Origin of the sequence: Paenibacillus sp. (assembly GCF_048976745.1) — a bacterium.
GTDB lineage: Bacteria > Bacillota > Bacilli > Paenibacillales > Paenibacillaceae > Paenibacillus.
Window position 1 is genome coordinate 165,613 of record NZ_JBHGUU010000023.1, and the last position, 13,062, is coordinate 178,674.

Sequence of the window (13,062 nt, forward strand, 5' to 3'; positions counted from 1 at the left end):
GTTTAAGGAACTTATGAGATGAAGATTTCCGTGTGTTTTTATATGTAAAAAAATAACATTTCGACAAATTTCGAATTTCGAATGACCTGACAAGGGGAGTAGTATATAATTACGGGAAAACTTTAAAGTGATGGAGTAGATACGATGAATTTTAGTAAGCCTAATCTGGATCAAAACAACGCTGGCAAAGGAGAACGTTTCTCCCAAGCTGGATTTATCCTGGCAGCCATTGGTAGTTCGGTTGGTCTCGGTAACATGTGGAAATTCCCGTACATTACGGGGGAGAACGGAGGAGCTGCGTTTTTCCTGCTCTTCATCGTCTGTTTGCTGCTCATCGGTCTGCCAGTGCTCCTGGCTGAACTTGCGATTGGTCGCAGTGGCAGAGGTAGTGCAGCTACTGCTTTTATCAAAGCAGGTGGACATAAGGGCTGGCTTGCAGCCGGATTGCTGCAAGTATTGACCCCGTTTATCATCCTGTCCTTTTATGTCATTATCGCAGGCTGGACATTGCAGTATGCAGTGACTTCCTTCAGCGGAACATTGTTCAACAATCCGGATTATGCCGGACAGTTCAGTTCCTTCATAGGTGGCTATATGCCGATTGTATGGCAACTGCTTTCCGTTCTGATCACAGGCTGGATTGTTGCCAAAGGAGTATCAAACGGAATTGAAAAGTTCAACAAGGTACTGATTCCGGCGATGTTGGTACTGCTTATTATCCTGATGATTCGTGCAGTTACATTGCCGGGTGCGGGAGCTGGGGTATCCTTCTTCCTAAACCCTGACTTCTCGCAGCTTACAACGGAATCCGCACTGGTAGCGCTTGGACATGCCTTTTTCTCCCTTTCACTCGGGATGGGTATTCTTGTGACCTACGGTTCGTATGTGGATAAAAATCAATCCCTTGGTGCGGCAACCGTCGCCGTTGGTGCAGGTGACTTGATCTATGCATTCATTGCGGGTCTGATCATTTTCCCAACGACGTTCTCGTTTGGTATTGCGCCAGACCAAGGACCGTCACTGATCTTCGTGGCTCTTCCGGCGGCCTTCTCGGCGATGCCACTTGGCTTCCTGTTTGGCGGACTGTTCTTCATCCTGCTGGCTATTGCGGCATTGACGTCAGCAGTATCCTTGCTGGAAGTTCCGGTAAAATATTTCATGGAACGTTTGTCCTGGAGCCGCAGTCGTGCGGTATGGGTTATTTCGCTAGCGGTCTTCATCGTAGGACTTCCTTCGGTATTGTCCCTCGGCTTGCTGCCTGAATGGACGATTGGATCGAAGAGTGTGTTCGACTGGATGGACTTTGTAGCATCCAACATCCTGCTGCCTGTAGGTGGACTGCTTGTAACGATATTCGCAGGATACTTCTGGAAAACGGCTGCTGAAGCTTCCGGCCTGCGTTCCGGATGGTTCCGGGTGTGGCTGTTCATGTTGCGTTACGTGGCTCCGATCCTGGTTCTGCTGGTTCTATTGCACACATCCGGTATCATTCACTTCTAAATATGAAGGCCCGATCGGGTAAATAGGGTCTGTTGTGCAGATTTACCATGGATAAAACCTCTTGGAAGAAATGCAAAAGCCCTTGTTTTCCCTCGTCAATTTTGGGACAATACGGAGTAGAGGTTTTTTGGGTAGGACCGATAAACCATATGCTTTCTTGCGAAAAGAGGATTATACAATGAACAAATCATCCATATATGGATTAACATTAGAGCAATTACGTTCCTGGTTGCCGGAGCATGGGCAGAAGAAATCCCGTGCATCCCGGATCTGGGAATGGTTATATCAGGAGCGTGTACACGATTTCCCCGCGATGACGGATGTGCGTCAGGAATGTCTCGATGTACTTTCAGAGCATTTCACCATGAATTCGCTTAGCGAACATGTGAAGCAGGAATCGGCAGATGGTACCGTGAAGTTCCTGCTTCGGATGCAGGACGGCAACCTGATTGAGACAGTATTGATGCGGCAAAAGTACGGGCTTACCGTCTGTGTGACCACACAAGTGGGTTGTAATATTGGCTGTAGCTTCTGTGCGAGCGGTCTGATCAAGAAGAGCCGTGACTTGACCGCTGGTGAGATTGTGGAACAGATTATGCATGTGCAGCGACATCTGGATGCAGCAGGTCAAGACGAGCGGGTAACCAACGTGGTGGTGATGGGGATTGGCGAACCATTCGACAACTTCCAGCACATGAGTGATTTTATCGAAGTCATCAAGGATCGCAAAGGCTTGGCGCTGGCGGCGAAACGGATTACCGTATCCACGAGTGGCCTTCCGGACAAAATCAAGGAATTTGCAGACAGCAGTCTGCAAGTGAATCTGGCGATCTCTCTGCATGCACCGAATAATGAACTGCGTACACACATCATGAAGATCAACCGGGCTTTCCCGATTGAGCAATTGATGGATGCAGTGGATTATTATCTGGCTACAACGAACAAACGCATCATGTTTGAGTACATCCTCTTGCGTGATGTTAACGATCAACGTGAGCATGCCGCGGAGCTGGCTGAACTGTTGTCCAGTCGCAGAAGTATGGTCAGTGTGAATCTGATCCCATACAACCCTGTGGATGAGCACAGTCAGTATCAGCGGAGTACAGAAGAATCGATTCTGGGCTTCTATGATACGCTCAAAAAGAACAACATCAACTCCACTGTACGTATGGAGCATGGTACCGATATCGATGCGGCTTGCGGACAGTTGCGCAGTAAACAAATGAAGAACAACACTGCCGAATCAGAGCCAGACCGTCTGGCACTGGGATAAGACACAACGCGAAGGCTTGCAAGTAAGTTAGGATACTTGGTTGCTATAATCGGAGTCTGTACGTTCCATTTACCGTTGTTGGGTCACGAGTGAATGTGTTGCCTGAATGCAAAACGCCTCTGTATATCACTGAGAAGTGATAACGGAGGCGTTTTTGGAATGTCATTATTTCAGTTTTTTGGTCATCAGCAGATGGGGAATGCCGTCTTCCATAAATACGTCCGACGCGGGTGCATATCCGAGACGTTCGTAGAACCCGGAAGCTTGTACCTGTGCATGCAGCTTGGCTTTCTCAAGTCCTTCGGCAACAGCCATCTGCTCCAGCTTGTCGATCAGCACACGGCCCAGACCGTGTTTGCGGTAATCGAGCATGACGCAGATCCGTTCCAATTTGGCGACCTGTTCCACTATGCGCAGTCTGGAGGAAGCAGCCGGTACACCCTCTAGGTAGAGCAGAATGTGACGCGCGTCCGCGTCTAATGTATCATAAGCGTCGAATTCATCCTCCGCGGGTACGCCTTGTTCTTCGACGAAAATAGCAGTTCGAATGGCGAAGCAGGCATCGAGCAACTCCTGATTATTAACTTCAACAATCGTTGTATTCATGAATGTTTCTCCTTTGGGTGATCGTAATGTGATCCTGGCGTGATAAACTGGTACATAACAGGAATGTGGAACGATTTTGTTCCATGTATACGGTTTGAGCGATATGTTTAAAATTAAAACCAATTCAACTGTAGTTATACCATCAATTATGTTGCGAATGCAACAATTTTATAGGGGCGTGAATGTGTTGACTGAGAAAAAAGAAGTACTGCGTGAAATTGGTATGATTGCCCGTTGTCTGGATTCAATCAGTAATGTCGAGTTTCAGCATCTGAACCTGTCCCGTGGACAATATTTATATCTGTATCGAATCTGTGAGAATCCGGGCATCATTCCGAATCAGCTTGCTGAACTGATCAAAGTGGATCGCACAACTGCGGCCAGAGCGATTAGCAAACTCGAATCCGATGGATTCATTATTAAACAGCCAGCAATGGGTAATAAGAAGAATAAGGTGTTGCATCCCACTGAAGCCGGGCTTGAAGCATGGGAATTCATTCGTAAAGAGGGCGTGCATTCGGACCAGGTGACGCTGGATGGTCTGACCGAGGAAGAGATCGAGACAGCCATTCATCTTCTCAGACGGATGCGCCATAACATTGAGGTGGATTGGAAATTTGTCAAAAAGGGTGGACGAAGATCCTACATGGATAACCTTGAATAGATGAGAACTTTAGATGTGCCTCAGTCACTGACCAGAAAATTTAGGGGTTCACAGTCGCATATTTTCGGGAGGAATGGTGTGAAGATCATATTTCGAAAAAAACGAACGTGGCTGGTCCTACTGCTGATCAGTATTACCGTAGCCAGCGTGATGTTGATAAGGGAGCGGTTCCTGATGAACGAAGAATCCCCAACGGTATCTTTTATAGAGAATGATATGACCAACCCGAACGGAACGCTGGCCACCTATTTACAGGATGCAGCTTCGAAGGAAGCAGATATCGTTGCGGGCAGAGAGGCGTTGTCGGAGTCACTCGGTCTGTGGATGCAATATGCCCTGGCGAGTGATGATCAGGCTTTGTTTGAGCAGAGCTACGAGCAATTGACGACCTATTTCCTCATGCCGCCAGACCCTTATATAACCTGGAAGCTGAATGCCAGAGGTGAATCCCATGTAACGACAAATGCACTCGGCGACGATCTTCGCATTATAGGTAGCCTATTACAGGCAGCAGATCAGTGGGAGCAAGGCAGAGAGGCGAAGCTTACGACCGCAGCAGCCATTTCACGCGCCTTAACACAGTCGACTCAGCAGCAAGGATATCTGGTTGATTTCCATGATTTTGCGGGTGGACATTCAACGAATACATTAAGCCTGGTCTATGTAGATCTGCGTGCACTGCAAACGATGGAAAAACATCAAATGGTGCAACCAGAAACCTACGTGAGGTACGAAGCTTTGCTGAAGAAGATGCCTGACGATGGAATATTTTATCCAAAAACCTTCGATGTAGTTCGTAAAGAATATACGTATGATGATACGGTGAATCTGATCGACCAGTTGATCGTAGCGAATCATCTAACGGTAACCGACCGCAAGCCGGACAAGCTCATTGCTTTTTTGAAAAAAGAGTTCAATACCCGGCATCAGCTGCCCGGACAGTATATACGAGAATCACGCACACCTGCGGTAGCTTATGAATCTTCATCGGTATATGGCCTCGCCATTTTACTGGCTGTACGTTCAGGTGATCCAAAATGGGCCAAACAGCTGTACAACCATATGATTACGTTGCGTGGTCAGGACTCTCGTTACCCAGGTGGATATGTATTTGACGGTAATACACATCTGTTTGACAATCTTTTTCCTTTGTTGGGAGAAATTAATTTACAGAAAAGAATTAAAAAGTAATGATTTTGTCATTTAATGAATTGTTCAATGTGTTAGCATAGGTTTGTCTAATGATGTCATAAATTGTTGAAATATAGAAGAAGTGAGTATAAACAAGAGTTCTAAAAATTCAACGGAGAGAAGGAACCATGAGAAATAAAGCGCCTACCCGCCGTATTGCATGGGGATATGCCCTTCTAATTAGCCTCGCTCTCATGCAGCAACTGTTGATTTATCTTAAAGTGTACATGGATCAGAGCTACACTACAGGGGATATGATCTTTAGTATCGTGTCGCTGGGTGCATTGGTTTTTGGTCTTTTGCTGCCTGTTGGCGTATCCGTCGTGGCGGTATTTGTATATCTGGTCTCTTATTTTGTATGGCTTGTTACGTATGCTGATGCGAATGTACTTGTATTCTCCTGGTGGTTGCTCATCCCGGCCAACGTTGCCGTGGCTGCATTCATTAAGGCAAGCCTGCTGCGCAGTGCACGTGTCGTCGAGCGTCTCCAGGATATGCAGGATCGTAACCCGGAAATCGATCTGGACACCTCGCTTGGTAATAAGGGAGCACTGGCAGATACGTTAATCAAACATAGTAACCTTGCTCGTCGGTACTCCGATAAGTATGGATTTAGTATCGCGATGTTCAAGATTGAATTCTTGCCATTAGTGATGGAATCCCTCGGGTCTGTCCGGTATGCTCAGTTCCTGCTTGAAATCTCGGGTACAATTCAGAAACAGATTCGGTATGAGGATTATAAATTTTTCGTGGATCGTGGGCGATTTGTCATCCTATGTCCGATGATGAATGTGGAGTACCTTCCCGTTCTTACAGAGCGAATCAAAAAAGCCATCATGGATATTCACATCATTGATAAAAAGGGAAATGAGCTGCAGACGGTGATACGCTCTGGTGCTCTGGTATTTCAGAAGGAGCAATTCAGCAAGTACGATGATATTGATGCGGTTATTGCTGCCCTTGAACGAAACACGGAGACCGATCTCATCGGTGAGTATATATAACGGGAAGGAGAGAGGCACAGTGGACTATATGTCCTGGTTCATCCCGATCTGTATCGCCGTCAGTTGTATATTTGCTGTATTTACGGTTTGGTTAACGATTGCAACCCTTCGCTTTCGATCGAGAGTTATTCGCAAGTATGATCGGAGGAAGGTAAGTGGCTGATTTTATTTTAATACTATCCATATTCAGTATCTGGATTGCCGTATTCGAGTCGATTGTTATTATGGCAGGTGCGATTCGTTTTATTAATAAACAGGACAAAAAAGGAATTCAGATCCCTGAAAATATGGATCATTATCCAACAGTCACTGTCATGGTTCCTGCACACAACGAGGGGCTGGTCATTGTTGCTACAGTGGAGCACATCCTGCGCCTGAATTATCCGGAGGACAAGGTTCAGATCATCGTTATCGCCGATAACTGTACAGATGATACCGCAGAGAAACTGAGTTCATTCCTCAGTCAGACCAGTTATATGCATCGCAATGTGACCGTAATGGAGCGAAAAGGAACAGGTGGCAAGTCCGGAGCATTAAATGACGGGCTGGAAATAGCCACGGGTGATTGGATTTGTATCTTTGATGCCGATGCCGCACCTGAACGGAATGCATTAATGTTTCTGACACAAAAATCGCTTGAGAACCCTGAACAATATGGCGTGGTTTTTGGCAGAAACAAAGCACGCAACAGAGGCCAGAACTTCCTCTCCAAATGCATCAATCTGGAGATTATTACATCCCAACGTGTGTATCACACAGGCTTGTGGGAATTATTCCAGCTTGGTTCCATCCCGGGAACGAATTACATTATCAAAACCGAGTTGATCCGGGAGATTGGTGGCTGGGATGTGACAGCCATTACAGAAGATACGGCACTATCATTCGAGATTTTGAATCGCGGACAGTTTGTGGCACTTGCGCCGCAAGCGGAAGCCTATCAGCAGGAGCCGGAACAGCTTAGTGTATACATGAAGCAGCGCGAACGCTGGGCCAAGGGGAACTACCAGGTGGTACTGGATAATATCCATAACCTGTTTAACCGCTCCAGTTGGCGTAATAAGTTGCTGGTCATCTATTATGCCGTTAGTTATTTCTGGTTTATGCTGGCGATCATTGTATCGGATATTATTTTTCTCGTGAATCTGGTTTATCGGGTCATTGCCATATTTAAACCAGAGGTCATTTCACCGTTCCAGTTTGCCGGGGATGCGTATGTTTTCCTGGTCATTGGTTGGGCGCTCATGTACTTTATTTATGTGTTACAGATCAATCTGGCACTTGCCGCAGATATTGGACAGAGCAATACCCGTAATTTCATCTGTGCCTGCGTATCCTACTTCACGTATGCACAGCTGTTCATCCTGATCTCCATCAAGGCATTCTACTCCTTGATCATGGACAAGATTCGGAAACGGGAGAGCAAATGGTACAAAACAGAACGTTTTGGCTAAACGACAAAAATGGTAGAAGTGTGAGGCAGAAAGGCTGTTTGCTGGTTAACGCCAGACAACAGCCTTTTTTGTTCTAGCCAAGTACATCCATATTCTGTATACTCTTACAGGCTGTAAATAGGATCATCATGCTTATCCGAAATGGGGGTCACGGAATGAAGGACAGAGGATCAGACTTTTACGATGATGAGGCGAATTTCGAGAAATATATGGAACGTCGCAAGTGGCAGGAGAACGCTAATGATACATTGGAGAAGCCGGTGATGCTGGAGTTGATCGGAGATGTGGCAGGCAAGAATATACTGGACCTCGGTTGCGGGGATGCAAGGTTCGCGGCAGAATTGCTGAGTGGGGAGCACGAAGGTGCGACGTATACGGGGATTGAGGGTTCGGTGAATATGATTCAGGCAGCTAACAAATCCGTAAAAGGATTAAATGCCCGGGTTGAGCAAGCGTTCATGGAAGACTGGGACTACCCGGCCGGAGCGTATGATCTGGTGATATCGAGACTGGCTGTTCACTATATTGAGGATGTGGAGAACCTGTTCCGCAACATATACGATACGTTGAAAGAGAATGGGACATTCATATTCTCGGTAGAACACCCTGTGATTACGTCCACGCTGCAACCTTCCGGGACTCGAACGGATTGGGTAGTTGATCAGTATTTTGTGGAAGGATTCCGTGAGCAGCAGTGGCTGGGCGGTTCTGTGAAAAAAATGCATCGTTCCATTGAATCGTATTTTATGGCATTGCAGCGGGCCGGGTTCCGTATAGAACATTTACGCGAGTCAGCACCACAACGTGCCCATTTCATTAATGAGGACACCTATTTACGCAGGCAGCGTATTCCATTGTTTCTGTTCCTGGCTGCCCGTAAATAGATCGCGGAGAAGAATACACATGGATATAGGGATACGCTAAGTTATACTCAAAAACTAGAAAGTTCTACACAGAAAACGGTGGATAACACTAGATATAGCAGTAAAAAGCCCGAAATCTATCCACATGTGGATAAGATATCGGGCTTTTTACTGTTATGTTTCTTCACCTATGCTGCGTTTGCTGTGTATAACCACGTGATTATGAATCCGCCGCAGCTCTGACATACACACGTTCTCCGTGCCGATCAACTTCCACGGGTGCCTCGAAGAAGTTGCTCAGCACTTCGGTATTCATCAGCTCACCAGTTAATCCGCTATTCACGATTTCACCCCTACGAAGCAGCAGGCTGTGACCGAACACTGGCAATATTTCCTCGGTATGATGGGTGACGTAGATGAGTGAAGGGGTGTCTGGACGCTGTGATAATTCACGAATGCTGTCCAGCAATCGCTCTCTTGAGAACAGATCCAGTCCATTGCAAGGCTCGTCCAGAATAAGTACGCGCGGATTGGCCATGAGTGCTCGGGCAATAAGAAGTTTCTGTTTCTCGCCTTGAGAACAGGTACGATATTCCCGATCCCACAGGTGCTGACAGCCCAGCGTTTGCATCAATTGTTTTGCCTGTTCCAGATCATCATCCGATAGCTTGTCATACAAGCCAATGGTGGCATGTTTGCCGCTGATCACGACATACTGCGTGCGGTCCGTGCCGTACAATTTCTCTTGCAGAGAGGAACTGACCCAGCCGATGGATTTGCGGAGCTGTCTCAGATCCACATCCCCATATTCATGGCCTAACACGGATATCTTGCCTTCGGTAGGCCAGAGATACCCGGTGATCATGTTCAGGAGTGTTGTTTTGCCGGAGCCATTCAGGCCAAGCAACGCCCAGTGTTCACCATCCTTAACCTGCCAGCTCACATCGTTCAGCAGGGTAAGGGGTCCCCTTTTCCAAGTGACATGCTGTACATCAATAATCATGTGTTATTCCTTCCTTCTGTTATCCTCGATTGTCTTTAGGTGTATTGTAGTCACAAAATCAGTGAGGTTTCAACGGTTATCACGCGGATCTTGGTTGATCTCTACGCAGAAACACAGCACACACACCAAGCAGTGGTAAAAACGAACATAACTTGATAACAAACGCAACGCTGGTCACATCAATTAAGGAACCTAACACAACTGAGCCAAGTCCAGCCATGCCGAACGACAGGCCGAAAAACAATCCGGATACCGTTCCAATATGACGAGGAAGCAGCTCCTGTGCATAAACAATGATGACGCTGAAGCCGGACATCAGGATTAGTCCAATCATTCCGCACAACACCATGGACAAGACGGGTCCTGCATAAGGTAGCAACAGGGAGAACGGTGCAGTGCCTGCAATGGAGAACCAGATCATCGGTTTGCGTCCATAGCGGTCAGCGAGCGGGCCACCGAGCAAGGTTCCGACCATGCCTGCAAATTGCAAAATAAACAGACAGATCTGTGCCTGTGAGAGAGGCAGTTGATACGCATCGGCGTAATAAAAGGCGTAGTATCCAGTCATGCCGGCAATATATACGAATTTGGAGAACAGCAGCAGAATGAGAATCCCCATTGTAAAAGCGATGAATCCCTTGCTCATAGGGCGAGCTACTGGCTCTGCGCCGCTTGATTTTAGAGGCCGTTGCTGACGAATGCGAGTCTCGGCAAGCTTGTCTCTGTACCAGCGACTGACGTAAGACTGAATAAAAATGCCGATCAGGGCAAAGCCCATCAGCCATAGAAAACTAAGCTGCCCATGTGGCAGCAGGATGAAGGCGACCAGTAATGGAGCAATGGCCTGTCCTGTGTTGCCTCCCACCTGGAAGATCGATTGCGCCATTCCGCGCCCACGGCCTGCTGCCATATGGGCCACGCGTGAGGATTCCGGGTGGAGAATGGAGGAGCCTATGCCAATCAATGCTGCTGAAACAAGCAACATCCATAACTCGGAAGACAAGGCTAAGCCAAGAATACCGATCAGGGAGAATAACATGCCTCCGGGAAGCAGGATCGGCATGGGCTTGCGATCCGACATATAACCCACCAGGGGTTGAAGGACGGATGCGGTAATATTCAGGGTGAAGGCAATCCAGCCCATCTGGGCGAAACTGAGCTGCATGGTCTGCTGGAACAGCGGGAAAGCAGACGGAACAACCGTCTGCATTGCATCATTCAGCAGATGGGCGAAGCTGACTCCGGCGAGTGCCCAGTTGGCGGAGGAGTTGATTTGCATTTTGCTTAAAGTGGCCTGAGCCATGGGAGATCACCTCGAATTATTTTTTTTAATGATAAAAGATGGGGTCAGATCATGTCTTTGTGAAAAGTGCTTGGAAAGTGAGCACGATTTGCTATAATGTCAGCAGGTGAGGAAACGATGGAATTAAACATGACGTTAAATGGGTTGGAATTATGGAAAGCAACCGGAGGGTTCGCGAATGAACCACATGCGCATGATGACTGGTATCAGCTAACGTTGCCGGTCAGAGGCCAATGTTATCTGGTACAGGAACGGTATGATTATCCTCTGCAAGCAGGCATGGGGATTATTGCCCATCCTCAGACTGAGCATTATTTTGAGATAGGGTCGGATTCGGCTGTCATTGTGATCAAGTTCCGCAAACCGCCATTAGGCAGCTTTGAAGGTGCGGAGTTAAGTGGGGGGCGAGCTGAGTTTCGACCTACCCAGACGTTTGATCCTGCTGAGATCAGCAGTCTGTTTCGAAGCTGGAATTCCATTTTGTTGGAAGACGTGCCCGACTTGCTGCAAGTGCAGGAAACAGAGCTGGCGATCGAGACGTATCTAAGACGCACGTTGACGGGGCAGGAAAATGGTAAAGGGACTTTAGATCCCGGCACATTCATGGATCCTCATCTCCAACGCGTGCTGGATTACATTCACAGTGCCTACACTGGCCCAATGGATATTGATTCGATGGCGATGGTTGCACATCAGAGTCGGCATCATTTTATGCGTTCCTTCAAGGCTCTTACGGGAACAACACCTTATCAATATTTGCTGAATTTGCGCGTAGAAGAAGCTTCCAGGAGGCTCCGCCTTACAACAGATTCAGTGACAACAATCAGTTATGATCTGGGATTTTCCAGCGTCAGCCAGTTATATAGAGCTTTTCAGCGAGTGTATGTTATGACACCGATGCAATATCGGAATCAGGTGTAGAATACTTTGGGCAGTCTCGCGTGTGCGAGACTGTTTTTTTTGTTACGTGTCAGCATGCCACTGATTTTTGTTGTTGCCAAACATTGAAGACTTTGCTAAGATGGGAAAAAGTTTATGTAAGCGTATACATTTAAGTTAAAATTACAACGTTGTAATTATGGGTGTGGAAATTATTGAAAAGACATAATTACGGTGTGAGGGGGACTATTTCGAGCGATTACCCCGTTCTATACAGAATAATATAGGTCATTACAAAATGTGAATGGGATCAATAACAGATGCGTCAGTGAAATTCCAGTTTATTTTATTCTAAAATTCAAACGTTGTAATTATGGAGTGAAGGAGAGTGTTTCACGTTGAAAAAACGCATGTCCACACTGTTCAGCCTGATCAGACGTGATAAGTATCTGCTGCTGATGTTTTCGCCTATCTTTCTGTATTACCTCATTTTCATGTATCTTCCGATGCCTGGCGTGCTGTTGGCATTTCGCAATTTCCTGCCGGGGCAGGGCATGCTCAGCGGGGAATGGGTGGGACTGCGCTGGTTCGAACAGTTCGTGAATTCCATTTACTTCTGGCGACTGCTACGCAACACATTTTTACTCGCCTTTCTGCCACTCTTGTTCGGTTTCTCCATTCCGATTTTATTCGCTGTCTGCATTGTGGAGATCAAGAACCGAACATTCAAACGATTTGCCCAGACGGTTACCTACCTTCCTCACTTCATCTCCACTGTCGTTGTAGCCGGTATGATTATTAACTTCCTGTCACCAACAGACGGTATTGTGAACACCCTCATCGCGAGTCTTGGTTTGGAAAAAGTGAATTTCATGATGGATGCCAGCTGGTTCCGTACCATCTTCACAAGTTCCGACATCTGGCAGAGTTTTGGCTTCAGTTCCATCATCTACATTGCAGCCATTATGGGGATCGACCCCGAGATGTATGATTCCGGCAAAATCGACGGCGTCAACAAATTCCAGGAGCTATGGCACCTGACTCTTCCCAGTATCAAACCAACCATTGTCATTCTTCTGCTTCTGTCGCTTGGCGGCATTATGAGTGTAGGTTTCGAGAAAGTATATCTGCTCTACAATGGAGCCACTTACGAAACGGCGGATGTCCTATCCACTTATGTATACCGGATGGGGATCGAGGGCCAGAATTACGGCTTCGCCACAGCGGTCGGCCTGTTTAACTCCATTATTACCTTTGTCCTTGTGTTTGCTGCCAATTCCATGACCCGCCGCCTGACCAAGATGTCACTCTGGTAAGACTATAAC

General features: G+C 47.0%; 12 protein-coding genes. 9 read left to right on the forward strand and 3 right to left on the reverse strand.

Annotated elements, in window-relative coordinates:
- The first annotated feature begins 144 nt into the window (after positions 1-144).
- Entirely contained in the window at positions 145-1,500 is a 1,356-nt protein-coding gene (locus ACE3K2_RS25175; protein ID WP_421896483.1) for a sodium-dependent transporter, read from the forward strand.
- Positions 1,501-1,678: 178 nt separating this feature from the next.
- Positions 1,679-2,773 carry a 23S rRNA (adenine(2503)-C(2))-methyltransferase RlmN gene (gene rlmN / locus ACE3K2_RS25180; protein WP_421896487.1) on the forward strand — a complete coding sequence of 365 codons (1,095 nt, stop codon included), beginning with the start codon at positions 1,679-1,681 and terminating at the stop codon, positions 2,771-2,773.
- Positions 2,774-2,938: 165 nt separating this feature from the next.
- Here rlmN and ACE3K2_RS25185 read toward each other — a convergent pair whose 3' ends face one another.
- Complete coding sequence (locus tag ACE3K2_RS25185) at positions 2,939-3,379, reverse strand: GNAT family N-acetyltransferase (RefSeq protein WP_421896490.1); 441 nt, start codon at positions 3,377-3,379, stop codon at positions 2,939-2,941.
- A 223-nt stretch (positions 3,380-3,602) separates the two neighbouring features.
- On the opposite strand from ACE3K2_RS25185, the gene ACE3K2_RS25190 reads away from it, so the two are divergent.
- The 5 genes from ACE3K2_RS25190 to ACE3K2_RS25210 all read left to right on the forward strand — a co-directional run bounded on the left by ACE3K2_RS25190 (position 3,603) and on the right by ACE3K2_RS25210 (position 8,573).
- A complete protein-coding gene (locus ACE3K2_RS25190) occupies positions 3,603-4,043 on the forward strand; it encodes a MarR family winged helix-turn-helix transcriptional regulator (protein ID WP_421896855.1) in 441 nt (146 codons plus the stop codon).
- A 78-nt stretch (positions 4,044-4,121) separates the two neighbouring features.
- The gene (locus ACE3K2_RS25195) at positions 4,122-5,234 is read left to right on the forward strand and encodes a glycosyl hydrolase (RefSeq protein WP_421896494.1); all 1,113 of its coding nucleotides are present in this window, start codon (positions 4,122-4,124) and stop codon (positions 5,232-5,234) included.
- A gap of 128 nt (positions 5,235-5,362) precedes the next feature.
- Positions 5,363-6,238 carry a diguanylate cyclase domain-containing protein gene (locus tag ACE3K2_RS25200; protein ID WP_421896497.1) on the forward strand — a complete coding sequence of 292 codons (876 nt, stop codon included), beginning with the start codon at positions 5,363-5,365 and terminating at the stop codon, positions 6,236-6,238.
- 155 nt (positions 6,239-6,393) lie between these two features.
- Positions 6,394-7,689, forward strand: a complete 1,296-nt coding sequence (locus ACE3K2_RS25205) for a glycosyltransferase family 2 protein (protein WP_421896500.1) — start codon at positions 6,394-6,396, stop codon at positions 7,687-7,689.
- A 155-nt stretch (positions 7,690-7,844) separates the two neighbouring features.
- Positions 7,845-8,573 carry a class I SAM-dependent methyltransferase gene (locus tag ACE3K2_RS25210; protein WP_421896503.1) on the forward strand — a complete coding sequence of 243 codons (729 nt, stop codon included), beginning with the start codon at positions 7,845-7,847 and terminating at the stop codon, positions 8,571-8,573.
- A 199-nt stretch (positions 8,574-8,772) separates the two neighbouring features.
- Here the strand turns inward: ACE3K2_RS25210 and ACE3K2_RS25215 are convergent, their stop codons facing one another.
- Both ACE3K2_RS25215 and ACE3K2_RS25220 read right to left on the reverse strand, forming a co-directional pair.
- On the reverse strand, positions 8,773-9,555 hold the full coding sequence (locus ACE3K2_RS25215; protein WP_421896506.1) for an ABC transporter ATP-binding protein: 783 nt from the start codon (positions 9,553-9,555) through the stop codon (positions 8,773-8,775).
- A gap of 79 nt (positions 9,556-9,634) precedes the next feature.
- Positions 9,635-10,858 (reverse strand): MFS transporter, encoded by a 1,224-nt coding sequence (locus ACE3K2_RS25220; RefSeq protein WP_421896509.1) that lies wholly within the window; start codon positions 10,856-10,858, stop codon positions 9,635-9,637.
- A gap of 117 nt (positions 10,859-10,975) precedes the next feature.
- Here ACE3K2_RS25220 and ACE3K2_RS25225 point away from each other — a divergent pair, with 117 nt between their 5' ends.
- A complete protein-coding gene (locus ACE3K2_RS25225; protein ID WP_421896512.1) occupies positions 10,976-11,779 on the forward strand; it encodes a helix-turn-helix domain-containing protein in 804 nt (267 codons plus the stop codon).
- A 356-nt stretch (positions 11,780-12,135) separates the two neighbouring features.
- Positions 12,136-13,053: an ABC transporter permease gene (locus ACE3K2_RS25230; protein WP_339238694.1), complete on the forward strand. Its 918-nt coding sequence runs from the start codon at positions 12,136-12,138 to the stop codon at positions 13,051-13,053.
- Positions 13,054-13,062 lie beyond the last annotated feature (9 nt).

Coding starts and splice junctions, on each gene's coding strand:
- ACE3K2_RS25175 (WP_421896483.1), top strand. CDS start 145: ATGAATTTTAGTAAGCCTAATCTGGATCAAAACAACGCTGGCAAAGGA.
- ACE3K2_RS25215 (WP_421896506.1), bottom strand. CDS start 9,555: ATGATTATTGATGTACAGCATGTCACTTGGAAAAGGGGACCCCTTACC.
- ACE3K2_RS25185 (WP_421896490.1), bottom strand. CDS start 3,379: ATGAATACAACGATTGTTGAAGTTAATAATCAGGAGTTGCTCGATGCC.
- ACE3K2_RS25220 (WP_421896509.1), bottom strand. CDS start 10,858: ATGGCTCAGGCCACTTTAAGCAAAATGCAAATCAACTCCTCCGCCAAC.
- ACE3K2_RS25225 (WP_421896512.1), top strand. CDS start 10,976: ATGGAATTAAACATGACGTTAAATGGGTTGGAATTATGGAAAGCAACC.
- ACE3K2_RS25200 (WP_421896497.1), top strand. CDS start 5,363: ATGAGAAATAAAGCGCCTACCCGCCGTATTGCATGGGGATATGCCCTT.
- ACE3K2_RS25210 (WP_421896503.1), top strand. CDS start 7,845: ATGAAGGACAGAGGATCAGACTTTTACGATGATGAGGCGAATTTCGAG.
- ACE3K2_RS25190 (WP_421896855.1), top strand. CDS start 3,603: ATGATTGCCCGTTGTCTGGATTCAATCAGTAATGTCGAGTTTCAGCAT.
- rlmN (WP_421896487.1), top strand. CDS start 1,679: ATGAACAAATCATCCATATATGGATTAACATTAGAGCAATTACGTTCC.